At 62.2% G+C, this 23,402-nt stretch carries 23 protein-coding genes and 3 pseudogenes; 10 read left to right on the forward strand and 16 right to left on the reverse strand.

Translation table 11 applies throughout. From position 1 onward, the window contains the following. Positions 1-14: 14 nt before the first annotated feature. Positions 15-425 (forward strand): annotated as a pseudogene (locus tag QN224_RS24705) (DUF1194 domain-containing protein); the annotation flags it as partial. 79 nt (positions 426-504) lie between these two features. On the opposite strand, the gene QN224_RS24710 reads toward QN224_RS24705, so the two are convergent. From QN224_RS24710 to QN224_RS24720, 3 genes are all read right to left on the reverse strand, one after another. Next, a complete protein-coding gene (locus tag QN224_RS24710) occupies positions 505-738 on the reverse strand; it encodes a hypothetical protein (RefSeq protein ID WP_269282768.1) in 234 nt (77 codons plus the stop codon). A gap of 363 nt (positions 739-1,101) precedes the next feature. Beyond that, complete coding sequence (locus QN224_RS24715; protein WP_283978772.1) at positions 1,102-1,593, reverse strand: hypothetical protein; 492 nt, start codon at positions 1,591-1,593, stop codon at positions 1,102-1,104. Positions 1,594-1,757: 164 nt separating this feature from the next. Next, positions 1,758-2,495 (reverse strand): hypothetical protein, encoded by a 738-nt coding sequence (locus QN224_RS24720; protein WP_283978773.1) that lies wholly within the window; start codon positions 2,493-2,495, stop codon positions 1,758-1,760. Positions 2,496-2,625: 130 nt separating this feature from the next. Between QN224_RS24720 and QN224_RS24725 the strand changes: the two genes are divergently transcribed. The 3 genes from QN224_RS24725 to QN224_RS24735 all read left to right on the forward strand — a co-directional run bounded on the left by QN224_RS24725 (position 2,626) and on the right by QN224_RS24735 (position 5,330). Next, positions 2,626-3,483, forward strand: a complete 858-nt coding sequence (locus QN224_RS24725; protein ID WP_283978774.1) for a glycosyltransferase — start codon at positions 2,626-2,628, stop codon at positions 3,481-3,483. Between the two features lie 279 nt (positions 3,484-3,762). Further along, a complete protein-coding gene (locus QN224_RS24730; protein WP_173510023.1) occupies positions 3,763-4,392 on the forward strand; it encodes a TerC family protein in 630 nt (209 codons plus the stop codon). Between the two features lie 365 nt (positions 4,393-4,757). Then, on the forward strand, positions 4,758-5,330 hold the full coding sequence (locus QN224_RS24735; RefSeq protein WP_283978873.1) for a dienelactone hydrolase family protein: 573 nt from the start codon (positions 4,758-4,760) through the stop codon (positions 5,328-5,330). A 122-nt stretch (positions 5,331-5,452) separates the two neighbouring features. Here the strand turns inward: QN224_RS24735 and QN224_RS24740 are convergent, their stop codons facing one another. Then, entirely contained in the window at positions 5,453-6,841 is a 1,389-nt protein-coding gene (locus QN224_RS24740) for a M20 family metallopeptidase (RefSeq protein WP_283978775.1), read from the reverse strand. A 69-nt stretch (positions 6,842-6,910) separates the two neighbouring features. Beyond that, positions 6,911-7,774 carry a DMT family transporter gene (locus tag QN224_RS24745; protein ID WP_283978776.1) on the reverse strand — a complete coding sequence of 288 codons (864 nt, stop codon included), beginning with the start codon at positions 7,772-7,774 and terminating at the stop codon, positions 6,911-6,913. A gap of 218 nt (positions 7,775-7,992) precedes the next feature. Between QN224_RS24745 and QN224_RS24750 the strand changes: the two genes are divergently transcribed. Continuing rightward, positions 7,993-9,423 (forward strand): PLP-dependent aminotransferase family protein, encoded by a 1,431-nt coding sequence (locus tag QN224_RS24750; protein WP_283978777.1) that lies wholly within the window; start codon positions 7,993-7,995, stop codon positions 9,421-9,423. Positions 9,424-9,574: 151 nt separating this feature from the next. Here the strand turns inward: QN224_RS24750 and QN224_RS24755 are convergent, their stop codons facing one another. The 4 genes from QN224_RS24755 to QN224_RS24770 all read right to left on the reverse strand — a co-directional run bounded on the left by QN224_RS24755 (position 9,575) and on the right by QN224_RS24770 (position 14,152). Beyond that, positions 9,575-10,372, reverse strand: coding sequence for a DUF1194 domain-containing protein (locus QN224_RS24755; protein WP_283978778.1), 798 nt, complete (start codon positions 10,370-10,372; stop codon positions 9,575-9,577). A 399-nt stretch (positions 10,373-10,771) separates the two neighbouring features. Continuing rightward, a complete protein-coding gene (locus tag QN224_RS24760; RefSeq protein WP_283978874.1) occupies positions 10,772-11,434 on the reverse strand; it encodes a pentapeptide repeat-containing protein in 663 nt (220 codons plus the stop codon). A 535-nt stretch (positions 11,435-11,969) separates the two neighbouring features. Next, complete coding sequence (locus tag QN224_RS24765) at positions 11,970-13,019, reverse strand: Tim44 domain-containing protein (RefSeq protein WP_283978875.1); 1,050 nt, start codon at positions 13,017-13,019, stop codon at positions 11,970-11,972. Between the two features lie 473 nt (positions 13,020-13,492). Continuing rightward, positions 13,493-14,152, reverse strand: a complete 660-nt coding sequence (locus tag QN224_RS24770; RefSeq protein ID WP_283978779.1) for a DUF2278 family protein — start codon at positions 14,150-14,152, stop codon at positions 13,493-13,495. 82 nt (positions 14,153-14,234) lie between these two features. Here QN224_RS24770 and QN224_RS24775 point away from each other — a divergent pair, with 82 nt between their 5' ends. The 3 genes from QN224_RS24775 to QN224_RS24785 all read left to right on the forward strand — a co-directional run bounded on the left by QN224_RS24775 (position 14,235) and on the right by QN224_RS24785 (position 16,227). Next, the gene (locus tag QN224_RS24775) at positions 14,235-14,648 is read left to right on the forward strand and encodes a hypothetical protein (RefSeq protein ID WP_283978780.1); all 414 of its coding nucleotides are present in this window, start codon (positions 14,235-14,237) and stop codon (positions 14,646-14,648) included. Positions 14,649-14,691: 43 nt separating this feature from the next. Further along, positions 14,692-15,510 (forward strand): polysaccharide pyruvyl transferase family protein, encoded by an 819-nt coding sequence (locus QN224_RS24780; protein WP_283978781.1) that lies wholly within the window; start codon positions 14,692-14,694, stop codon positions 15,508-15,510. Positions 15,511-16,074: 564 nt separating this feature from the next. After that, the gene (locus tag QN224_RS24785) at positions 16,075-16,227 is read left to right on the forward strand and encodes a hypothetical protein (protein WP_283978882.1); all 153 of its coding nucleotides are present in this window, start codon (positions 16,075-16,077) and stop codon (positions 16,225-16,227) included. Between the two features lie 219 nt (positions 16,228-16,446). On the opposite strand, the gene QN224_RS24790 is transcribed toward QN224_RS24785, so the two are convergent. From QN224_RS24790 to QN224_RS24810, 5 genes are all read right to left on the reverse strand, one after another. Beyond that, complete coding sequence (locus tag QN224_RS24790; protein WP_283978782.1) at positions 16,447-16,632, reverse strand: hypothetical protein; 186 nt, start codon at positions 16,630-16,632, stop codon at positions 16,447-16,449. A gap of 644 nt (positions 16,633-17,276) precedes the next feature. Next, positions 17,277-17,582, reverse strand: a complete 306-nt coding sequence (locus QN224_RS24795) for a hypothetical protein (protein ID WP_173510015.1) — start codon at positions 17,580-17,582, stop codon at positions 17,277-17,279. Between the two features lie 196 nt (positions 17,583-17,778). Further along, positions 17,779-17,964 carry a DUF3606 domain-containing protein gene (locus QN224_RS24800; protein WP_283978783.1) on the reverse strand — a complete coding sequence of 62 codons (186 nt, stop codon included), beginning with the start codon at positions 17,962-17,964 and terminating at the stop codon, positions 17,779-17,781. A gap of 87 nt (positions 17,965-18,051) precedes the next feature. Continuing rightward, positions 18,052-18,303: a hypothetical protein gene (locus tag QN224_RS24805; RefSeq protein ID WP_283978784.1), complete on the reverse strand. Its 252-nt coding sequence runs from the start codon at positions 18,301-18,303 to the stop codon at positions 18,052-18,054. A 119-nt stretch (positions 18,304-18,422) separates the two neighbouring features. After that, entirely contained in the window at positions 18,423-18,944 is a 522-nt protein-coding gene (locus tag QN224_RS24810; protein WP_283978785.1) for a YfbU family protein, read from the reverse strand. A gap of 101 nt (positions 18,945-19,045) precedes the next feature. Between QN224_RS24810 and QN224_RS24815 the strand changes: the two are divergent. Then, positions 19,046-19,679 (forward strand): annotated as a pseudogene (locus QN224_RS24815) (putative metallopeptidase). A gap of 242 nt (positions 19,680-19,921) precedes the next feature. Next, positions 19,922-20,041, forward strand: a pseudogene (locus QN224_RS24820) (DUF2280 domain-containing protein); the annotation flags it as partial. 225 nt (positions 20,042-20,266) lie between these two features. Here the strand turns inward: QN224_RS24820 and QN224_RS24825 are convergent. Both QN224_RS24825 and QN224_RS24830 read right to left on the reverse strand, forming a co-directional pair. Beyond that, positions 20,267-21,244, reverse strand: a complete 978-nt coding sequence (locus QN224_RS24825; RefSeq protein ID WP_283978876.1) for a glycosyltransferase family 2 protein — start codon at positions 21,242-21,244, stop codon at positions 20,267-20,269. A 92-nt stretch (positions 21,245-21,336) separates the two neighbouring features. Next, positions 21,337-23,388 (reverse strand): acyltransferase family protein, encoded by a 2,052-nt coding sequence (locus tag QN224_RS24830; RefSeq protein WP_283978787.1) that lies wholly within the window; start codon positions 23,386-23,388, stop codon positions 21,337-21,339. Positions 23,389-23,402 lie beyond the last annotated feature (14 nt).

Below are 23,402 nucleotides of genomic sequence, written 5' to 3' on the forward strand. Positions count from 1 at the left end.
TCGGCCGGACGCTCTTCCGGGCGAGCCCATTCTGGGCGAACCGCCGCGTCATCGACATATCGGGCGACGGGCCCAACAATGCCGGAGCGCCGGCGCCTCTCGCCCGAAACAACACCATTGCCCAGGGGATCACCATCGACGGCCTCCCGGTCATGCTGAGGAGCGCGCCGGATACGGCATCGATCGCGGATCTCGACGTTTATTACCGCGAGTGCGTCATCGGCGGTCCCGGGTCTTTCCTGTTGAAGGTGAAGCACATCGACGAGTTTGCCGCGGCGATCCTCGCCAAGCTCGTCATCGAGATTTCGGGGCTGAAGGTGAGCCGCTACGGGCCGGATGAGCCAAAGCCAAGTCCTGTCCAGTACGGGCAACCCTATAATTGCTTCATCGGCGAGGAACTGCAGGAGCGCTCGATCGGACGATAGATCATTTTCATCGCTTCGCTCAAACGACAGTAGCGTGCAGCGCCTCGTCGGTCTCTTCCGATCCTTGTTCCCGTGCTCGTCACTCTCGTCTCACCAGCTCGGCCGAGCGTTCCGCGCAGGGCGACCAGCCACGTGTGAAGCCCATGCCCATGGCGATCTGGGCCAGCGCCAGTTGCTCGCGCAGATGCTTGCAGTCGGCGAGCAGCGTGCGGATCGTCGCTTCGGCGTCGCCGTCGTGCCAGGCGAGCGCGGCCGCAACTTCGTCCAGCCACTCGTCGAATTCCTCGATATCGGACCGCTCCGCGGCAGACATGAATCCTCCTTCTCCGTGCATGGACGGAGTTCTCTCTTCAACAGTTTCAGATTGGCGGCCGCATCGCCGATGGATGTTCTTATTATGTTCTCTTTGGGGCGGGAGTCAATCGCGTTTCGTGAAGCGGGCGGGAATGTTGTCACACAATTCCGGACGGAAAACCGCTGCACACTTTTCCTGGAATTGTTGAGTTAAATGCTACGCATTCCTGGCGGAAAACCGCTACGCACTTTTCCTAGAATTGCTTGGTTAGGTGCTGCGCAATTCCTGGCGGAAAACCGCTACGCACTTTTCCTGGAATTGCTTGGTTAGCTGCTGCGCAATTCCGGACGGAAAACCGCTGCGCACTTTTCCTGGAATTGCTTAGTTGATCCGCTCGCCGAAGAACGCTTGCGGAAACAATGAGAACATCGGCTTCTTGCGAAGTTCGACCGCGGAACGGCTCCGCATGGCGAGCCAATGCCGCACCGCCTGCTGCGGCGGCTCGCCGGGTGCAATCGCGATCGACCGGCCCATGAGGTCGAGGCGGCGGCCGCGATAGCCGAGGTCGGCCGGGTGCCGGCCGAAACGGGACGGGCCGAAATCGACGCACCAGCGCTTCCGGTGTGGGAACCGTCTCGCGGGGCCTGCCGCAAAGAAGGCCCAGACGTCGATGTCCTTGAGCCCGTTCACGCCGTCGAGATAATGCAGCGCACCGCCCTGGGCGAGGGCAAGAAGGAGCAGGCGATCGCGATAGAGGCCGGCGACGGGCGCGCGATCGAAGATGGCGGCGAGCGTGCGAAGGGCGACGGCCGCGATCTCCTCGAGGTCCTCCGGCGTGAGCCGTTCGTAGGATCTTTCGCTGACGTCCTCCATCGTGGACACCGTTCTCCTGCTGCTCCAGACTTAGCGCGGAACGCGGGATGTTGCGTGACCGGGCAACGATAATCCCGGCGGACGGGTATTGTGCAAAAAGTGCTGGCGAGGCCAAGGGCGTCGAGGGCCGCGCCTGACCGCGAACTCGGACCCGCGAAAGACCGTTATCCCTCCGCTTCCCAGACCGAATTGGCGTCGCGGATGACCTTCCTGATTTTCTTCTCCTTCTGCCAGTCGCGGCCGATGTCCTTGATGACCGGGCGCTTTTCGGGCGAGAAGATATAGCTTTTCTTGTTGCGGACGTATTTTTCGAGGGCCGGGTTCACGCCGTAGTAGAATTGTTTTTCCGGGTCCTTCGCGGGGTCCATCAACCTCGCGCACTCCCTCACGAACTCGCCTCTGAGAAGCGACGGCGAGGTGGTGAAGATCGGGAAGGCGCTGAACGTCGGGATCTTGATACCGAACAGTCGCACATATTCGTTGCGCTTGTGAAAATGGCCCTTCTTCGCGATGTCCCATTTCTGCTCGGCGGTGTGGAAAGACACCTGTGCGATCGAGGCATTCCGGAAGGCGGTGAAAACGTCCGGGCCGATGTCGGTCAACGCGACCCAATCGTCTTCGAGGTGCAGGACGAACTCCGCCTTTGTGGCCGACCAGAGCCGCCGCACGGCGCCGGCGAAGCCCGGCGTTTCGGGCTCGAAAACGACGGCCGCCGGAAACCGGAGCCGGACGAGATCGAGGCAGGCGGCATGCGCGTCCTCATCCCCGAAGATCGGATCGAGGTTCATGTAGACATTCTCGATCTCGAAGTGATCGAGCATCCGCTTCGACAGGCTTTCGAGCGTGGCGGCCAACAGATCGGGGCGCCGCGAGGCGACAATGCAAACGTCGATTTTCGGCATCGATGATCGTCTTGCGGTTGAGGGGGCCGAGGTGTACACGCTTGTCATCCACGGCGTGTGGCTTGACAAAAGAAACTGTTCAGGCGCCGCTCATATAGTCGCCTCAACAACAGCGTGCAACAGGGAAAACATGGCTCGCGTGAGTATCGCCGTTCCCACCTACAACGGTGTCCAGACAATTTCCGAAAGCCTGAATTGCCTGCGCGGGCAGAGTTTCGAGGATTTCGAGGTCATCATCTGCGACAACGCCTCGACCGACGGCACCAGCGAGATCTGCGCCGACTTTGCGCGAAGGGACCGACGGTTCCGCCACGTTCGCAGCAACATCAACGTGCCGGTGATGGAGAACTTCAAGAAGGCGCTGCACCTCGGCGAGGCCGCTTATTTCATGTGGCGGGCGGATGACGACCTGACGGACGAGAACCATCTCGAGGCAACCGTGAATGCGCTCGACCGCGACGGCGATGCCCGGCTGGCCGTGACCCCGGTCCACCGGATCAACACGTCGACCGGACGGGAGGCCGACTACCCGCTGCCGGTGAGCGAAGGCTCCGATCGCCTGTCGCGGGCGAAGGCGATCCTGCTCGGCTGCCATCCGAGTTGGTTCTACGGCTTGTGGCGGCGCGATGCCGTCATCGAGGATATCGCTGTGCTCAGGGACTATCCCTATGCCTGGGCAGCGGATCACCTGACCACGATGCGGGCCATGATCAACGGCCAGGTGGCGTTCGCGCCCGAGGCCACCTTCACGCAGCGGATCATGCGTGAGGCGAGCTATCACCTGCAGCCGGCGGAGCGGCTGGCGGCGCGAAGGAAATATGTCGAGATCGCACGCTGCATCATCGCCGAGACGAACTACACGGCCAGGGAGAAGATCGTGTTGAAGAAGGCGCTCGAGCAGCACGCGAACAAGCGCGTGGCGCCGTGGTTCAGAATGTACAAGCGAGCGCTCAGGCAGCGGATCACGGCGATGTTCTCGCCGGCGTGACGCTTGCGGCCGCCCGGTCGCATGGGCCGTCATTCACGGCACCGACGCGCCGCGGCTGGATTCCTGTAACGAGCACGAACGAGGTGAGGCGAGGACGCCGTCTCGGCCCCTCAAAGGACCCCAGCAATGGCGTTGCGCGGCGGCCGCCCGACCCCAGAACCCTCTCCGCATCGGCGCGCTCCAGTTTTTTTGCAGCAAACCGGCATCGCCACTTGATCCGCCGGTGGCTTTTCCGCTAGCGATGCCCAGCCGCTTTGCTCAGTGGGGGATCATCGGATCATGGAAATTTTTACGTCTGCCGGCTTGCTGGCACTTATGCAGGTTATTGTCATCGACCTGGTGCTTGCCGGGGATAACGCCGTCGTCATCGGGCTTGCAGCCGCCGGGCTTCCGACCGAGCAGCGCAAGAAGGCGATCCTCGTCGGCATTCTCGCCGCGACCGTTCTTCGTATCGCGCTGGCGAGCGTTACGGTCCAGCTTCTCGAAATCATCGGCCTGCTGCTTGCCGGCGGTATCCTCCTGCTCTGGGTCTGCTGGAAGATGTGGCGCGAGCTGCGCGCCAGCGTCGGCGAAGGCGCCGGCCACGGGACCGGAGAGGTTCACAAGAAGACCTTCGCGCAGGCGGCGATCCAGATCGTCGTTGCCGACATCTCCATGTCGCTCGACAACGTGCTCGCGGTTGCGGGTGCTGCCCGCGAGCATCCGACGGTACTGGTGATCGGCCTCGTCCTTTCGATCGCGATGATGGGCGTTGCAGCGGGCTTCATCGCCAAGCTGCTCAACCGCTATCACTGGATCGCCTATGTCGGTCTGGCGATCATCCTCTATGTCGCGGTCGACATGATCTACCGCGGATCGATCGAGGTCTGGCCGCACGTCGCGCCGGCCGTCGCGGCGATCGCGGGCTGATTTCCGGCAAGCGCCCGATGCAGCCCCGTCGGCTGCATCGGGACGCCGACCCGTCGGGGCGCGTGCGCGGGGCGCTGTTCGGGTTCGGGGCTCAAAAACGGGGGCGCGCGCAGGCCTTCCCTCTTGCCGTCATCCTTGGGTCAAGCTCGAGATGGCGGTGGCACGCGGGATGGCGGGGAGCCAGACCCGCGTCGGCGGCATGATGATAGAGCGGGTGCCCTTCAGATCGCCCGGCGCATTTCCGGCCGGAAAACCGTTACACAGCTCCTGGAATTGTTCTTTGAAGTGACGCAATTTCGGACGGAAAACCGTTGCACACTTTTCCTGGAATTGCTGTAGCCTGCGGCCGGCCAACACCGGAGGGTATAGCGATGGCGACGGTGCTCCTGTTTCATTCCGTCTATGGATTGCGCCCGCTCGAGCGGAATGCGGCGGCGCGTTTGCGTGCGGCGGGCCACACGGTCATCACGCCCGATCTCTATGAGGGCCGGGTCGCCAGCTCGATCGATCAGGGCTTCGAATTGAAGGAGGAGATCGGCTGGGCGACGCTCTGCGAGCGCGCGGAGAGAGCGGCCGCGGATCTGCCAGCAGAGACGGTGCTTGGCGGATTTTCCATGGGCGCCGCGGTCGCCGCGCATCTCTGGGCGAAGCGGCCCGAGACGGCCGGCGTGCTCTTCCTCCACAGCATTGCCCAGATACCCCATGATGCGCGCCGCGGCCTGCCGCTGCAGGTGCATCTTGCCGACCCGGATGTTTTCGAGCCGGCAGAGGACGTGGCGGCCTGGCGGACAATCGCCGAGGGAGCGGGAATTGCCGCCGAGGTGTTCAGCTATCCTGGCGCCGGGCATATCTACACGGATCCGAGCCTGCCCGACCACGACGCCGAGGCGGCGGAGCGCACCTGGGCGCGCGTCGCGAAATTTCTCGCGGCTCTCTGACGGGAGCGCGACGGGCCTACTCGGTTCGTCCTCCTGCTGCTCGCTTCATTGAAACGGCGAAATCCAGCCTCTTGATTTGACGCAATTCCGGACGGAAACGTCGAACACTTCCCGGAATTGCTCTAATGATGCGCTTCCGGCAGGCCGGGCTCGCCGAGATCCCAGTAGATCCCTGCCATCAGCGCCAGACCTTCACGGGCGATCACGAGCGGCAGGTGCTCGTTCGGCGCATGCTGGGAGCAACCCGGATAGGAGTGCGGGACCCACACTGTCGGAAGTTCCAGGATATCGGCGAAGATGTCGTTCGGCAGCGATCCGCCGAGGTTTGGCAGGATGGCGGGCTTCTTGCCTGTCGTGCGAACAATCGAGTCCACCGTCCAGCTGACCCATGGATGCCCGGGATCCAGTCGTGTGGCGTGGAAAACCGCATCGTTCGCTTGAGCGATCCGCACATGGGAAAAGCCGTGGCGGTCGAAGCGCCGTCTGAGCGCCGGAAGGACATCCTCGACATCGACGCCGACGACGAACCGCAGCTGACAGCGCGCCCAGGCTCGCGGCGGAATCGCGCCGACGGGCGTCTTCGGGTTCCCGGCTTCGAAGGCGAGGATCGCGAACGAGCACCACGCGAACAGTTTTTCCGCCGGCGTCAGGCCGGGCTCACCCCAGTCGGGATCGATTTCGGGATCGTCGGCGCTGGCCTCCATCTCGCAATCGGCGAGAACGCGCCGAACGTCGTCCGGGATGGCCTTCGGAAGCCATTCCGGAATCCGGATCTGGCCTGTCGGCCCCGTGAGGCTTGCAAGCGCATGGGCAAGCTGTATTGCCGGATCGGAAAGAAGACCGCCCCAATTGCCGGAATGGTGGCCGCCCTCGCGTGCCTCTATCCAGACATCGAAGCTGATGGCGCCACGCGAACCCAAAAAGACCGTTGGCCGCGCGGCCGAGAGCCGCGGCCCATCCGAAGCAATCAGCACGTCGGATCGGAACAAATCCTTGTGGGTGGTCGCCAGTTCGCGAAGGCCCGGCGAAAGCCTCTCTTCTCCCATTTCGATCAGGTATTTGGCGTTGAAGCCAAGTCTGCCGCGCGTCTCCAGCACGGCCCTGATCGCCCCGATGTTGATCGAATGCTGCCCCTTGTTGTCGGCGACGCCGCGTCCGTACCATCGGCCGTCGCGTTCGGTCATCCGCCAAGGTGACAGACCTTCATGCCAGCCCTCGTCGAGACCGCGAACCACATCGCCATGACCGTAGCCAAGCACGGTCGGCCTCGCCGGATCCTCGATGCGTTCGGCAAAAAGAAAAGGCCAGTTGCCCTCGGATAATGTCTGGCAGGCGAACCCGAGTGCTTCGAAGGCCGGCCTGATCTCGGTTTCGATGTACTCGGCCAGCACTGGCGCGCGATCCGGATTCTGGCTCTCCGTCGGCAGGGCGACGCGGCGCGCCAGATCGTCCCGGAAAGCACCGGAATCGAAGTGAGCCTCGGCTCTCGCTATGGCTGCATCGCGGGTCATGCAACAACATAGCACCGGACGAGGCGAGCCGGAATGCATGGCGGCGGCGCGCGCCTTGTTCGCCGCCTGTCATTTCGCGAATTTTCGTGCGCCGACGACGCAGAGGATAACTGCCACCGTGACCGCGAGCATCAGCAGGCTCACGTCTTCATGGAGCAGGGTCGCGGCCAGGGCCAAGCCGAAGAACGGCTGCAGCAACTGCAATTGCCCGACGGCGGCGATGCCGCCCTGTGCCAGTCCGCGGTACCAGAAGATGAAGCCGATCAGCATGCTGAAGAGGGAAACATAGCCGAGGCCGACCCAGCCGGGCACGCCCACCTCGGCGAACGACGACGGCATCAGGAAAAGCGCGATCGAGAGCATGACGGGCAAGGACAGGACGAGCGCCCAGGAGATCACCTGCCAGCCGCCAAGGGTGCGCGAGAGCTTCGCGCCCTCGGCATAGCCCAAGCCGCAGACCACGATGGCGGCGAGCATGAGGGCGTCGCCGACAGGGGACGCCGAGAGGCCCTGCGCGAGCGCAAAGCCGATGACCAGCAGGCTCCCCGTGACGGAAAACATCCAAAAGGCGGGACGAGGACGTTCGCCGCCGCGAAGCACGCCGAAGGCCGCCGTTGCAAGCGGCAGCATTCCGACGAAGACGATCGAGTGTGCCGACGTCACGTGCTGGAGCGCCAGCGCTGTCAGCAGGGGAAACCCGACCACCACACCCAGCGAGACGACTGCCAGGGAGACGAGCTGGTCGGCGGCGGGCCGCTTCTCCCTGAAGGCAACCAGGAGGCAGAGGGCAAGGAGGCCGGCGATCGCGGCCCGGGCGACGGTCAGGAACACCGGGTCGAAGTCGAGCACGGCTGCCCGCGTCGCCGGCAGCGAGCCGCTGAAGATCAGCACCCCGAGAAAGCCGTTGATCCATCCGGTCGTCGTCTTATCCATGGGTTGTTCCCTTTTCCGGCCTGCCTCTTTTGCCGGTATCAGCCGAAGCCGCCGGAGCATCCTGTTTTCAAGCGGAAGCATTGAAAGCAGAGGAGATGCCCTGGACTCAAAGTTCTAGAGCGTCCTTTGCGCGTTCATATGACGCGCGGCGCTCTGGCGCCGCCAGAGACAATCCAGTACAGTTCGACAAAACTGTTGTGCTTCAGGGAGCAGTACGGATGAGCGCTACAGCGACGGGCGCAGGCGGCGGAACGCGCATTACGGCGGTGATGAACGCCATCCGCCAACGCATTGCCAACCGCAGCCTGACGCCGGGGGGCAAGCTGCCCTCGGTCCGGGCCTTCGCCACGACCATGCAGGTCTCGACCTCGACCGTGGTGGACGCCTATGAACGCCTAGTCGCCGAAGGCGTCATCGCTTCGAGGCCGGGCTCCGGCTTTTACGTCTCCGGGCAGGTGGCGCCCCTGGCCCTTGCCGAGATCGGACCCCGGCTCGATCGCGCGATCGATCCGCTATGGGTCTCCCGGCAATCGCTCGAAAGCAGCGACCAGACGCTCAAGCCCGGTTGCGGCTGGCTTCCTCCTTCATGGATGCCCGAGGCGGCATTGCGGAGAGGCCTGCGCGGCCTGTCACGCGCAGGCGACGCCGCACTTACCGACTACGGGACACCGCTCGGTTTTCCGCCGCTCCGCCAGTTGCTCGCGCGGCGCATGATGGAGCGCGGCATCGAAGCGCCGCCCGACTGGATCATGCTCACGGAGTCGGGTACGCAGGCGATCGATCTCCTGTGCCGTTTCTTTCTCGAAACGGGCGATACCGTCCTCGTCGACGACCCGTGCTACTTCAACTTCCACGCGCTGCTGCGCGCCCACCGCGCCAGGACCGTCAGCGTGCCCCATACGCCGACGGGGCCGGACATCGAGGCTTTCGCCCAGGTGGTCGCCGAGCACCGGCCGCGCCTCTACATCACCAATTCCGCCATCCACAATCCGACCGGCGCCGTGCTATCTCCCGTCGTTGCCCATCGGGTCTTGAAGCTTGCGGACCAGTTCGACCTGACCATCGTCGAGGACGACATCTTTGCCGATTTCGAGCACACGCCCGCGCCAAGGCTGGCGGCGTTCGATGGTCTGAGCCGCGTCGTCCATATCGGCAGCTTTTCGAAGACCCTGTCGGCCTCGGCGCGCTGCGGTTTCATCGCCGCGCGCCCGGAATGGATCGACGGACTGGTGGACCTCAAGATCGCGACGTCGTTCGGCGGCGGACGCCTGTCGGCCGAGCTCACCTACAACGTGCTGAGGGACGGCGGCTATCGCAAGCACATGGAGGGGCTGCGCGCGCGGCTCTCACGCGCAATGGCCGAAACCGGCTCCAGGCTGAGAAAGCTCGGCATCGAACCCTGGCTGGAGCCGCAGTCCGGCATGTTTCTCTGGTGCCGCTTGCCCTCGGGGCTCGACGCCGCCGACATTGCCCGGGAGGCTCTGGCGGAGAACGTGGTGCTCGCGCCCGGCAATGCCTTCAGCCTTTCCCAGTCGGCTCAGGAGTTCATGCGCTTCAACGTTTCGCAATGCCTGGACGATCGCGTGTTTGAGACGCTTGGACGAGCGATCGACAGGCGGACGTCGCGAGCTTCTTTGGTTCGAGCATGAGCACACGAACTGAAGTGCGTCTTATCAGACGCTCAAAGGTCGCTGTAGCACTTTGAATTTGCTGCATGTTTTTATCCTTAAATCGGCTACGATTTAAGGAAACATGCAGTAGGCAGCATTCAGCTGCCGTCGTGTCCTGTGATGAAGCGATCTACCGGCCGATGGAGCGCTCCTGCAGTTCCTCGCCGATGAAGCAATTATAGGGTTGCCCGTACTGGACAGGACTTGGCTTTGGCTCATCCGGCCCGTAGCGGCTCACCTTCAGCCCAGAAATCTCGATGACGAGCTTGGCGAGGATCGCCGCGGCAAATTCGTCGATGTGCTTCACCTTCAACAGGAAAGACCCGGGACCGCCGATGACGCACTCCCGGTAATAAACGTCGAGATCCGCGATCGATGCCGTATCCGGCGCGCTCCTCAGCATGACCGGGAGTCCGTCGATGGTGATCCCCTGGGCAATGGTGTTGTTGCGGGCGAGAGGCGCCGGCGCTCCGGCATTGTTGGGCCCGTCGCCCGATATGTCGATGACGCGGCGGCTCGTGCGAAAGGGGCTCGCCCGGAAAAGCGTCCGGCCGACCGCGAGCGTATTGGAGATCGAGGTGAAGGCGATGCGCCTCAGCGGCTGGCGCTGCAAGGTTTCGGCGAATTCCCGCGCGCTCGCAGCGTCGTGAAGCAGCGTCCAGGGTACGACCTGAATCGCCTTGCCACCCCATTCGACATAGGTGACGGCAATCCTGCCTCGCGGCCCGCCACGCAGTGCCTTGATCACTTCCAGACTGCGGAACGCCTCCACATAGCCCGCCCGCTGGACGCGGAGCTCCTCCATTTCCATCGAGTAGGAGACGTCGACCGCGATGACGAGTTCGAGATCGACGGCAACGGTGTCGGCGGACCCGGCTCCGCCGAGGAGGCAGAGAGCAGCAGCAAGCGGCCATCGGCGTTTCATCATCGCAGGTCACCTTGGCGCGACGCAAATCCGCGCTGGACTACGATGTGATCTTATCCTCAAATTTCAGGAAGCACGCAGTGATCTCAACAGGCCGACCCGTCCGGCCGAGAGGGCGATTTCCGCGCTTCCGACGCTGAGCGTGATACGGCCCCGCGATCGCGATTAGCGTAACTGACGCCGTCACTCTCCGTCATCCACATTCACCACGGGCTTGCCCCGAGGATCAAGCACAGGCCAGCCGACGACGCCCGCGAGCGAGGTGGCGCTCGATTCTGGATTCTCGGATCAAGCCCGAGGATGACCGAACAAGGGGAAAGGCCCGGGGCCAAACAACAATGTGGATGACGCTACAGCCCGCTCGACCCACGTCGCGGCTTCGGCAACGACCGGCAGTGCCCCTCAATCGTCGTCGGCCGGGCAAGGCCATTTGGCCGGCGCCGAAAGGCCGGCCGGCAGCTTCGTCGATGCGTCGCCGCAGGCGAGGTCGATCTGCTCCTGTTCAAGCCCGGTCGCGGCGGAAAGGTCGAGGCCTTCAATCCGGGTCAGGAACAGGAAGGCGCGGTCGAAATCGATCGGCCCTTCGAAGATCGCGCCGCTGAGATTGGCGCGCGAGAGATTGGCCATGGAAAACTTGGTGCCTGTCAGCACGGCCTCGGTGAAATCGGCGCGGCCGAGTTCGGCCTTCTCGAAATCGGCGCCTGTCAGGCGCGCGCGCGTGAAATCGGTGCGCTGCAATTCGGAGCTGACGAAGGACGCGCCCTCGGCGGAAATGCCGGAAAAATTGCCGCGATAGGCCTCGACCCTGGTGAAATTCGCCTTGTCCGCGACGGCGCCGGCGAGCGAGGCGCGCACCAGCGTCGCCTTTTCGAGATTTGCCGAACGAAGCATGGCCCGCCTGAGATCGGTGAGCGTGAAATCGGTATTGGCGAGGTTGCTCCCCTGCAGGTCGCTGCCGCCGAGCATGAGCTGCCGCTTGTTGCAATCATGCCAGTCCGTTTCCGGTCCGGTGGAGCTCTTGCAGTCCGCGTTCTGGGCATGGCCGGCGAAGGTCGAGGCCGCCATTGCAACGACGAGCGCCGCTGCGCCAAGCACGAGCGACGATGCGCGGCCCGTCGTCGAATCGCCCGCTCCTCCTGCTCGCGAAATCAAACCGGTCGAGCCTCCCGACGTCTTGCCCGCGATGTCCATCCTGTTGCTCCAACGCCTCGTAACAAAAAGAATTTTCCAGCAATTCAAGGCGTTACACCGATCATTGCCCGACAGAAAAGACACACAATGATCGCCTTCGTCAAGACCGTGCGCGCGTCCGGACGCATACCGGGAGCGCTCGCGGCACGCCGAGCGGGATGGGAAAGTGTGAGCGGTTTCCGCCCGCATCCCGCTCTACAGCGCCGCGCGTCTTATCAGACGCGCAAAGGACGCCGTAGCACTTCGAATTGCTGCATGTTTTTGTCCTTAAAATCGGCGACGATTTAAGGAAACATGCAGTAGGTTCGATGACATGATTTTACGCTCAAGCCGGGCTCGGCTTAAGCGATTATGCAGGCGACGATTCACGAAATCGGGAACGGCGGCCGGAAACCGCCGAAACCGTGCGTCAGGCCTGGACGCCCTGGATGGCGGAGACCTGCCATTCGGCCCCGGGCTTGCGCTGGAAGGTCCAAAGCTCGACCGCCTCGGTGAGGTTGTCGGCGTCGCCGCTGACGACGCGGCCGGTCGAGCGCTCGCGGATCACGTCGATGCTCTCGTAGCGCATCGCAACGGTCGCGTAATCGGTGCCGTTCTCCCGCCAGGCTTCCGCGACATCGCCCTGGACGAGATGGACGTCGCGAACCTCGTTCTTGAGCCCGGTCGTCGCGTTTTCGCTCAGTTCTTCGGCGAGGTAGGACATGGCCTCCGGCGTGGTCAGCCGACGAAGCGCCGCATAGTCCTCGGCGCCATAGGCCGCCTGCACTTCCTTCAGCATCGCCTCGAAGCGATCGAGGTCGCGCTGGGTGATGCCGATTTCATCCGTCTTGCCCGACGCTGCGGCGGACGAGTGTGCGCCGGCGGAAGCCGCGGTGGCACCCTGCCCGCTCGCGCTCGCGGCCCTTCCCGTTCCCTCGCCGATGCTGCCCGTTCCCTCGCCGATGCTCGGGATGCGGAAGGACGGCATACCGGAAGAAGCGGCGGAGGAGCGGGCCGAGGCACTGGCGCCGGAATAGGCCGGGCGCCGGCTGCCGCCGAAGAACCGCATCGCCAGCATGATCGCGCCGATGATCAGCCCTACCTGCAGGAGCAGGCCGAGGAAGCCGATGCCGCCGCCAAGGCCGTGGCCGAGAAGCATGCCGATCAGGCCGCCCATCATCAGGCCGCCGAGCATGGAGCCGCCGAAGCTGTTGAAGAAGCCGGGCCTCTGGTTGGTCCGATTCTGCGCCGCAGGGTTGGTCGCGGGATTGGTCGTCGGAGCGGGCCGCGGCGTCATCGTCCGCTCGATCGGCGCGGCATTGGTCGGCGCCGTGCGGGTCGCCGGCGCGGTGGAAAAGGTGCGGCTGCCGCGCGAGCCGAAGCCGCCGCCCGCCCGCCGTGCCTCGGCCACATCGACCACCGTCATCATGACCGTGAGGCCAACCGCGACCATTGCCAGAACTCGTCCAAAACGCTGCATGCCATTCATTCCCGTTGTTCCTCCAGCCGGCGGTCCCGGCTCGTGCATGGTTCAAAGAGAAAACCATGCAGCAATTCAAATGCTGCAGCGACCTTTGTGCGTCTGAAGAGACGCACGGCGCTGCAAAAGGCCATATAGCGATTTCCGGCGTCAAGTTTAAGGGCATAAGTCGGATTTCCCTGCCTTGCGGTCGCCGCGACACGCTCCTCATTCCTGTGCTTGTCACAGGAATCCAGCAGCGCCGCGTCCGCGGCGCGGAAGACCGAGCCGGCCGATGGACAGAATGACGCTAGGAATCATGCACCAGGGTGCCTATCGTCGATGCCCTTACCAACCTCCGTTTCCGACAAAACGAGAGTCAATCACGATGCAGACGCGCCGTGGCTAGATTCCTGTGACAAGCACAGGAATGACGGAGTGCATTGGTCGCCGCAGCCGAAGTCCCCAGGAAACACGCAGTGGTCCCGGGACTCTTAAGCCGGCCGGCCAAGCGCATCGGTCCGGTAGGACTGCGTCCTGAATTTGTTGAGGAAGGCCGTGAACATGCCGGACGTGCTCTCGATGATCGTCGCTCCGTCCTGCCAGATGCCGTTCTCGGCGACGAATGTCGATGTGACCGGGTCGCCCTGGTTCTGGTGGATGTTATGGACGCCGAGGCCGACATTGAAGGGTTCGCCGAAGACATAGCAGCGCGCGGCATTGGTCAGCACCCCTTCGAGATCGGTCAGCGCGTCGATGCCGAGACCCTTGTTCCACGGCGGGTTCCAGCGGATGAAATCGAGAAGGCGGGAGAGGAAGCTGTTGTGTCGGACGAAGAGGATGCCGAGCGGCGGGTGCAGCATCGGCGAGCGGATATAGTCGAGCGCGCCGGAACTGTCGTTCGAGGCAAGCGTGTGCCACCCGTTGGCGAGCTGGCTGAACTGGCTCATGGCGCCGGCGGCAAGCGCAACCACGCGCCATTCGATCCCGTTCGGCATGTTCTTCGGATCGACGTCGATCGCGCAGTGGTAAGGCCCCTGCGGCGTGCCGACGATCAGATTGCCGTGGTAATAGCGCCCGAAATCGTCGGGATCGTCGCGAAAATAATCGAGCTTCGTGCCGATCACGAGCCCGTAGCCATCCTGCAGCGGCATGTCGCGCCCTCCCCGGTTAAAGCGGGATGAGGAAAAGTGTGAAGCGGTTTTCCGTCCGCATCCCGCGTTTCAAGAAAGCGGGATGAGGAAAAGCGTGAGGCGGTTTTCCACCTCCAGTAAGCTTACCATGGGTTGTGAGCTTCCCGGTAGCATTGCCGGGCCGCTGCAACTCTTCGGCACGGCCTTCCTCTCAGATCAGGGTTCCGGCATTGACGACTTAATTAGCGTTTTGAAACGGAAGTTTGCGCGCGACATCGCGGCACTCTACGATCTCCGCGTCGACCCGGAGGAATGCGTTCAAATCCAAGCCGTAAGGCTGCATCGAGAATACCGGTCGACAATCGACTGCTGCGTGATTTTCTCAGCCCATTTAAGGACAAAATCATGCAGCAATGCACAGTCGGCGACCTTTGCGGATAAGACGCGAGGTCCGGTCGATGACCACGGTGCTGCGAGTGACGCGATGGATGCGGCATTCGCGAGCGATCGAGAGTGATGCTTCCCAATGGGCCTAATGAATAGGCCTCACAGGAGTTTGCGTGCGCAAGGTGAAGGTGTTTTCGGCCACGGTCGGCGAGAGCTTCGGCAAGACCATCGAGAACTTCGGCGACAATCTGATGGCCGATATTCTCCAGAACCTGTTTTCGGTCGATCCGGTCTATGTCGAACCCGCGCACGCGGAACTCATCGGAGTCGGCAGCATCATCGACGCCTACTATCGATACAGCCGCAAGAAATATGCGTTCTGGCGAAAGCGCCCCTGGAGAACGTTGCACGTCTGGGGCTCGGGTTTCATGCACGCCGGTACACCGGCGCTCTGGCCGCAGCGCCTCGTCTTTGATGCGGTTCGCGGAGAATTGTCGAAGGCAAGGGTCGCGCCCGGCCGCGATATCGCCCTTGGCGATCCGGCGATCCTGCTGCCGCTGATCTGGCCCAGGAAAAACGTCGCCACGTCGGAAGTCGTGGTCATCCCGCACTTCGTCACCTACCGGACCTTTCTGGAGCGCTATGGAGCGTCCCTGCCCAGGCACTGGAGGGTTCTCAACCTTCTTGGCGACCCGCAGAAGATTTGCGAGGCGATCTCCGCCAGCGACCTGGTGATATCCAGCAGTCTCCACGGCCTCATCGTCGCCGACGCCTATGGCGTGCCCTCGATCTGGATGGAGCCCCACGGCAGGATAAAGGGCGACGGTTTCAAGTTCGCGGATTATTTCAGCTTCCGCGGCGCGCCCCTCCCCGGCCCCGTCGATTTCGAAAGTCTGCTCACGGCCGGCGGGGTCGACAAAGCCGGCAACGCTCCCGCCGTTCCATCCGCAAAGACGATTGATCGCCTGATGCGGTCGTTTCCGTTCCGTTGAGGCCATGCGGTTGAGTCAGAGCCGCGAAGGATGACCCGCGCTCGCGGTTGCTGCTGCCGCACGGTGGATCGACGTGGCAAACCGCATCCTCATTCACGGCGCGGGCGCACCGTGGCTGGATCCGTGTGGCAGGCGCAGGGATGACGGAGCGTGTTGTCATAGCGGAGCCAAGTAATGGCCGGGGGGTGTTCACGGTCGCGGTTCGCGCTTGGGTGTCAGCCGAAACGTGATCGTTGGGATCGCATTTCGAAATCGCGCGTTTTTCCCGGAGAAACAACGATCTAGGAGTACCAGGCCCCAAAAGGCCGTACCGGCTCCGAGGAAGGTCGAAACGCGCAAGCCTTACAGCCCGCACGAGGGAGTACCAATCCCGGCCTCAGATTACGATGTGAAGCGTTTGCCAGTTGCCAAGCATCTAGAGGATTTGCTGCCCGGCGAATGCAAGTGGCCCCTTAACCACGGTGGCCCATACCTTTTCTGTGCTGCCAAGGCTGCCGGAAAATACTGCCAACACCACCAATCCAGAGCACTTGCAGGCCATCGCATTACGAAGTCGGGAAAAGCATGAAGAGATCACGTTGGTACGGGATCCGCGTCGCCCCCGGCTATCAGCGCATGGCGGCCGCCGACGATCGCCTGCCGGAAAGCCGACGCATCCTCAGGTTGGTAAGCCGCGTGGCTCAGCCGGGAGCCTGCAACGAGCGCGATGGTTGCTAAGTTGTTGGCATGCTGCCAACTGGTGACCCGAAACTCGCATTCAAAATTATCGCCACCACCGCTGTCTGCGGATTCGTAGCAATAGTGACCGCAGAGTGGTTCGGTGGTGTCGTCGCGCTTTTTGCAGGGGCAATTGGCTTTATCGCATCTCTCGCGAATTTCGCGTTGACCGAGCTAGGTAAAACGCGAGCGCGCAGGTGACCGCCAGATGATCGCCGTCTATACGGCGGGTGAGGCAAACACCAGGACAATGGCGATAACGATCAGCAGCGGCCCCATCCATCGAAAGTGCCTTGTGAGTTGAGCGAGCCAAGGAACCTGAGTGTTCGTCTGAACGTAACCAAAGCCCGCAGCGGTCATCCAGAGACCGGCGCAAAACATGATGATCTGGTCAATGTAGGCCATCTTTCATCCCCCAGTTGCGATTTCAGTGCTACGGCGAGGAAAATTCGCGCGTCTTGTGGGCCAGAATTAAGATCCAGCGCCATTGGTAGTGGCCACCTTTGCCTCCTGCCGGAGAGGAGGATGAATCCGGTATACATTTCCGCAGGCAAGGCAACTGGTAAGCCGCGTGGCTCATACGAAGCAGCGGGCGGATTCCCGCGCAAACTTACGCTGGGATTATCGAATTAACCAGATCTTCCAGCTCGCCTGAAAAGAAGTTCCACGTCCCGCTGAAACGCGGTCCCGCGATGGTGATTTGGTAGAAGCCTTTCCGTCGGCCGAGATCTTCGCCGCGGATGTGGCGAGTGGACGAGACGTGATCAGCGATGATGTCCGATCGGCTCTCGAATGCACGAATGAGCGTTGGATGCAGGCGTCTGCCATTTAATTCTTTACCGAGTGCGATCAGCACCGGGTGAACTTGGGTAGACTTCCCGTCGACGGGATAGCGGCCAAAGAAGCAGGCTGGGCCGCTCGGTCAATAAGCCCCGGTAGCGCTGCTGGAAAATGCAGAAGACCCCGACTGGGCAAGCGCGACCACCCTTGACCGCCGTCTACGCGGTAGGGTCGATCGACCTACGATTGGCTGCTGATCTTCGCCTCGCTTACTTGGTCGGTCTCACAAGCGAGACGACCCGTGGCTTAGACGGCGCGTCTAGCCATTCGATCCACTTATCCCTTTCTTCGATCGTGTCGAAGAACCGCCAGAGCTTGTACTCCTCCTCAGTCGTTTCCAGCATCTCGCCAACGGTCACGAGCTCCAGAGGTAAGGTCACCTCGTTGCCGTCGAACCGGACGAAATAGACGCCCTCGGCAGCCAGGCGAATTACCTGGCCCGTCCCATAGCTTCCATCGGGAGCGTCGAGGGTGAAGTACATGCCGGTCAAATTGTCTAAAACTGTTTTGCTCATAGGTATCGAATGCCAGTCCTGAAGAATGCCCGAGATGGGAAGTTCGCCCAGCCTCTGGGCAAAGGCAAGGCAAGCTAAAGGTTATCAGATCATATCAGAGACGATCTTCATTGGAGACGGTAAGCTGCGTGGCTCATAACCACGAGAGACCGGGTGGTTCGATTCCCGGGCTTGCAACCCGTCACAGAAGGATACCTCAGCCCTTCTTCACCTTCTCGGCAAGCGCGTTCGCTTTATCGCGATCGTTGCCGGCTTTCTTGATGATGTCACGAGCCTGCTCGATTGAGAGGCCGTGTTTCTTACGGAAGTAGCTGAGCTCGTATGGCTGTCCGGCGGCAACGCGCTGCCGATCGCGAGCAGTGGCCTTTTTGTTGTCTGCCATTCCATCCTCCCAGGCGTTGACCGAAATAAACGACGCTAGGTTGAGGTAAGTTCCGCGTTCACGTCGGCGTAGAGCAGCACGGTAGCTTCAGTATGGGCGTCCGATGCCAGCACGATCTAAGACAGCTTCGTAGTGCTCGCGAATACCATGGAGTCTTTCGATTACGTCTGCCAGCGCCGCCGACTTCTGCAATGGGTCGGTCTCAGAGGCTGCCGCCTCAAGGTCCCCGATGAAATTGTTCAGGCTGTCACCCTGGAATACCACGCCCGGGAACTTGCGCTGCGGTAGTTGAACGATGGCATAATTTGTAGGCTCAGTAAGTAGCTTCACGTCAGTCATATTGTTCCTTCGAAAACCGCCCGGAAGCGCCGTCAATCGCTTCCGGATTTCAGGTGTCTCAATTTGCGCCCTCAGGTGAGGGTAGAAGTTGGAACATCAGCCACGGCTTAATCGCCCATTTACGCCGGCTTCACTATTTTGAGAATGCTCTCCGCGGACAGCGGGCCAGCAGTCAGCCCACGGCTACGCATCTCTTCGCTGAAGATCGGCAGCATCCTCCTATACGAGGGAAGACTACTCTGGCTATGGGAGTTCAACTCGCGACCTCGGTATTCGGAAAAGCGGCCTAGCTCATTGATCATGAATGACGCCACGCCGTGGTGTTCGTCGTGATTTCCATCAAATCCTGAGAACTCCAAGTCGAAGGGGTACGCATCCTTCTCAAGCTGGGCTTTGTCTGCGGGCGAAAGCTGGCGAACGCTGCGCTCGATGTGAGACCACATACCGAGGATATCGGCAGTCTCGACCGCTATTCTCGGGTCAGTGTCGTCCGTGGGTATTCCGGGAAACTGCCACGTGAGAGCCCATGTATTGCCGCTTAAGATAGCGGAGCGGATGAAGCCCAAGTCTAGCTCCTCCTTGCCATCTTTTTCTGCGGCAAGAGCCATCAATATCAGTTTTTCACCTTGTGACAGTTTCATGCGCGGTCCTTTCCGCTTTGAGGTGAGTAGATGTATTCAAACTCAACGCGAAGTGGCAAGCAGATCGGCGCTCGAAGAGCTCGAAAAGTCGCGGTTCTTTAATGGGGCAGCCTCTCTGCCAGAAGCGGCCAGCGCCACCGGCAACTATTTTCGATCTTAGCGGCTCAGCATTCGTTGTTGCCGAGGACATGCCAGACTGGATAGAGGCGACATTCCTCTATCCGGCATCACCGGTCCACAATCCGGAGCACGCTCACCTGGTGCACGCCGAGATCGGCTTCCTCTGGACAGCCGTCGAGAACAGCCGCAAGGGGCGCCGCATCATCGGCCAGTGCGAAGAGGGAAAGCCACAGGGTGCCATGGGCAAATGGGCCCGCGCCCGGGCAGAGATGCAGATCAAGCAGTGGTTCGGCCACGTCCCTGATTTCATCATCACGCTGGACGCCGAGTATTGCCGAGAGTGCGGCGACGCAGAGTTCATGGCGCTGGTCGAGCACGAGCTCTATCACGCCGCCCAGGACGTCGATGCTTTCAGTGCGCCCAAGTTCAGCAAGGCGACCGGTCGTCCGGTGTTCACCATCCGCGGACATGATGTGGAAGAGTTCGTCGGCGTCGTTCGTCGCTATGGCGCAGACGCCGCCGCTGTGCCATGGTCGCGCAGCCAACCAGAAACCCGAGATCGCCAGAGTGCAGATCGCGCATGCATGCGGCACCTGCCAGCTAAGGGTCGCCTAGTCCCGATCACTCGCCGTCGCGAACGCGCCGCCGGTAACGCTCTCGATCCTCCTCGCTTGCTCCGGTCGAGAGGTCTTGTCCCGTTTCAATCCGGTGCGCGATAGGCTGCCATGGCCGTCCTGGGTTCTCTAATTCCCAGAGCTTCTTTGCGCGGCGCTCTATTTCACGGTCCTCCACTTGTGCCTCCATCATCATTGCACGCGACCGCAAAGAGCATACCTTGATGGAGCCTTTATAGAGAGATGGCCAATCCGAAATATTCAGATGAGGTCAAAACCTACGTCGCGCAGGCGCTCGCTTGTTTCGATAGTCCGGCGGTCGTCGCAAAAGCGGCCAAGGCCGAGTTCGACGTCGTCATCAGCCCTCAAGCGGTATGGGGGATACGATCCCAACCAAACGGGCAGGGCAAAAGCTCTCGCGGCGGTTCCGGGCCACCGGCGCTTACCTATGCGCACCTCATTCCTGTGCCTGTCACAGGAATCCAGCCGCGCCGCGTCGGCCGCGCGAGAAGGCTCAAACTTTATCGCCGGCGCAGATGGGAGATGCGCCCGCTCCGGCTGCTCTTCGCGCAGCGTTGCACACCTGTTTTAGTCCGACGCAAACGAGATCGGGGCGATGAAGCCCAGTTCGCGCAGCTGCTTCGAGCCGGAAAACCGCACGGAGTCCGGGCTCTGGAAGTCGAACTCGCCGGATTTCTGCAAATCGTCCAGCATCGTGCGATAGGCGGCGGCACCGTCGAAATATTGTCCGTCGGTCACCGCGTGTTCGATCTTCTCCCTGTAGTCGGAGAAGAACTTGAAGTGCAGCAGCACGCCGGAGATTGCCGGAAAATTGCGCTCGCAGGGAAGCGGCTGGTGAATGCTGACCCCCAGGCTACAATCCTCGTCCCAGAAGATCACAGGATATTTCATGAGTTCCAGCACGTGCGCGAACTTCCGCTTGCGCGGTCCGCCGGTGATGCTGATCGCCCGCTTCGTATAGGTGATTTCGTAACCGGCGCCGTCGAAGTGGTCGGCGATCTCCCAAGGCATCCGCGCATCCGCGCCGTCGAGCGTCGCCGAACCGAGCGGGCCGACCGGGTACATGTCGAGCATGGGGGCCGCAAGGCGCTTTTCGCCGCGCGCTTCGAGCGCCCGGATGAGGTTGCGAAGCGGCTGGCGTTCGCAATCGTCGTAGATCAGGAATTCGTCCGAATCGACGTTGAGATACCACCGATCCTTGCCGTAGCGCTCGAACAGCGTCTGGCGCCATTCGCGCCCGCGCCGGGCGTCCCGGTAGCGCAACGGCGAACTCCAGACGTCCACGTCTGGCTGCGACCTGAGATATTCGCGCGTGCCGTCGGACGAAACGTCGTCGATGCAGATGAAGCGCGAAACGCCGAGCCTTCTGTAGTGGGCGAGAAAGGACGGCATCAGCTTCAGGTCGTTATGCGTGTTGAAGACCACCGGAATGTCTTCCCGGCCGAGCGGCCGCGCACCGCCCTCGTTCAGGCACGACATTTCGATGGTGCGCTTGCGCTTGCGCTCGCGCGCCGCCAGCTTGAAGGATTCGTACCGGGTGACGATCCGGTCGAGAAGGCTTCGCTGACCCCGCCCGTTCGCAAGTTCGGCCCGCCCTTTCTCAACTTCCGAAAGACGAAAGGGGTAGTGAAGGTCCTTCAAAATCCGCTCCAGGTGCCGCTGTGATAGGTGCGTTTATCGGGATCGTCGCCGGAATTCAACTCGGCCGACCGCGACGCCACGAATCCGCAGTTCCCGTGCGGCGAGGACCGGCTATGGTCGGGGTTTTGCGCGCAACCATGCGCGGCGACAGCCACGAAAGCCCGGGAGAAATCCAGCGTCCTGCCGAGATGCCGGGAGCCCTTCTCCGAAAAATGTCCGTCGTCTTCGTAGATCGGAACGCCGTCATCTTCCGCCCGGCAATCGCTGGCGTCGCAAAGGTAGTCGGTGAAATTCAGCACGGGGAAATCCTTGGCGACGCGCGCCAGCACGGCCCGCACCTCCTTGTCGTGCGCCTCGACCGCCGCCACCGGCAGGTCGCAATCTCCGGAAGGCAGGCCGAGCAGGCGTGCCCGCGCGATGCAAAGTCCGGTGTTGCGCCCGTGCCTCGGAGGCGGACCCACCACGACGGGCTGGACGCCGTTCGAGCGGAGCCAGGCGAGCGTCGACTGGAAATTTTCGACGAGAAGCTGGGGGCTCGAGGCTGTGAGCCCTTTGCCGCGAAGGAACACCGTGTCCTCGCGCAGGTACTGGATCAGCGGCGAGGAGAGCACGACATATCTGATGGACTTGTGCGCCAGCAGGAACCGCCGGACATCCTCGTTGTGGTCGAGGCATTGCTGCGGCCAGTCGAGGGCGAGATTGGGGATGACGGGCGCCAGATCGAAAAACGGGCCGCAGTTGTTTTTCGTCAATTGCACGAGACGCACATCGGGGTCCGAGGCGCGGGCGCCGTCGACGAGGTGCCGCGCAAAGGAATCGCCCCAGACGGCAATCTCGGGATTGTCGCCGGTGCTGCATTTGAGGCCGACGACGCCGTCACAATCCTTGCCGATGCCGACACTCGGCTCGTTGAGACGGGCAAGCTCGAGGTTTCGCGCCTCGAAGCCGTCGCTCTGGTCCATCGACAAGCCGGCGATGATGGCGACAGCGCCCGCACCCAAGGTCATGGCAAAGACCGGCCGCCGACCAAAGCGCCTGCGATCACGGAAGGGCGTTTCGACGTGGCGCCAGGTAAGATAGGCGAGCACAAAACAGAGCCCAATCAGGGCACCATAGCCTGCGGGCGTGATGTCGTCGTTGAGACGCAGGCGCGCGAAAGCCAGCACGGGCTGGTGCCAGAGATAAAGGCTGTAGCTGCAGAGCCCCACGGCGACGAGCGGCTTTATCGAAAGGCATTTTCCGGCAAATGTGTCGGCCCGGCCAAAGGCGATGAAAGCCGCTGTTCCCACCACGACCGGCACCGTCGCCCAGCCCGGATAGGCCGCCGATTCGCGCACGAAAAGATAGGTCGCGACGATCGCCAGCAGGCCGAGCGCCGCGAGTATGTCACGGACCGGCTTTCCCACTTCGGCGTTCGACAGGCCGGAAAGCGCGACCGCCGCCCCGAGACCCAGCTCCCAGAACCGGCTTGGCAGCAAATAGAAATTGGCGGACGGGTCGAGGTGCGCGAGAACCTGCGTGGCGCCGAAGCTCAAGGCCGAAATCCCGAGGACGACAACGAGAACGCTGGCCCCTGAGAAGCGGCGCAGGGCAATGAGCAGCAACGGGAACACGAGATAGAACTGCTCTTCGACCGCGAGCGACCACATATGCAGCAGCGGCATCTGGTCGGTGTCCGGCGAAAAATAACCCGTCTGGTCCCAGAGCTGGAAATTGGAACCGAGCAGGCTTGTCGCGTAGAGCCCCTTGCCGAAAGTGTTGAGCTCGTGCGGCAGCATCCACATGAGGGCGAAGACGGTGCACACGGCGCAGACAAACAGCAATGCCGGGGCAAGCCGCCTTGCGCGCCGCTCGTAGAAGGAAACCACGCTGAACCGGCTCTCGCGGATCTCCTTGTCGATGATCGAAGTAATCAGGAAGCCGCTGATGACGAAGAAGACATCGACACCGGCGAACCCTCCCGAGACAATGTCGAAACCTGCGTGAAACAAAAGCACTGGAACGACTGCAAGCGCGCGCAGGCCATCGACTTCGGGTCTGTACTGCATTCCTGGGGAGATTC

The sequence above is a fragment of the Sinorhizobium sp. 7-81 genome (genome assembly GCF_030124405.1).
In the GTDB taxonomy this organism is placed as follows: domain Bacteria; phylum Pseudomonadota; class Alphaproteobacteria; order Rhizobiales; family Rhizobiaceae; genus Sinorhizobium; species Sinorhizobium psoraleae.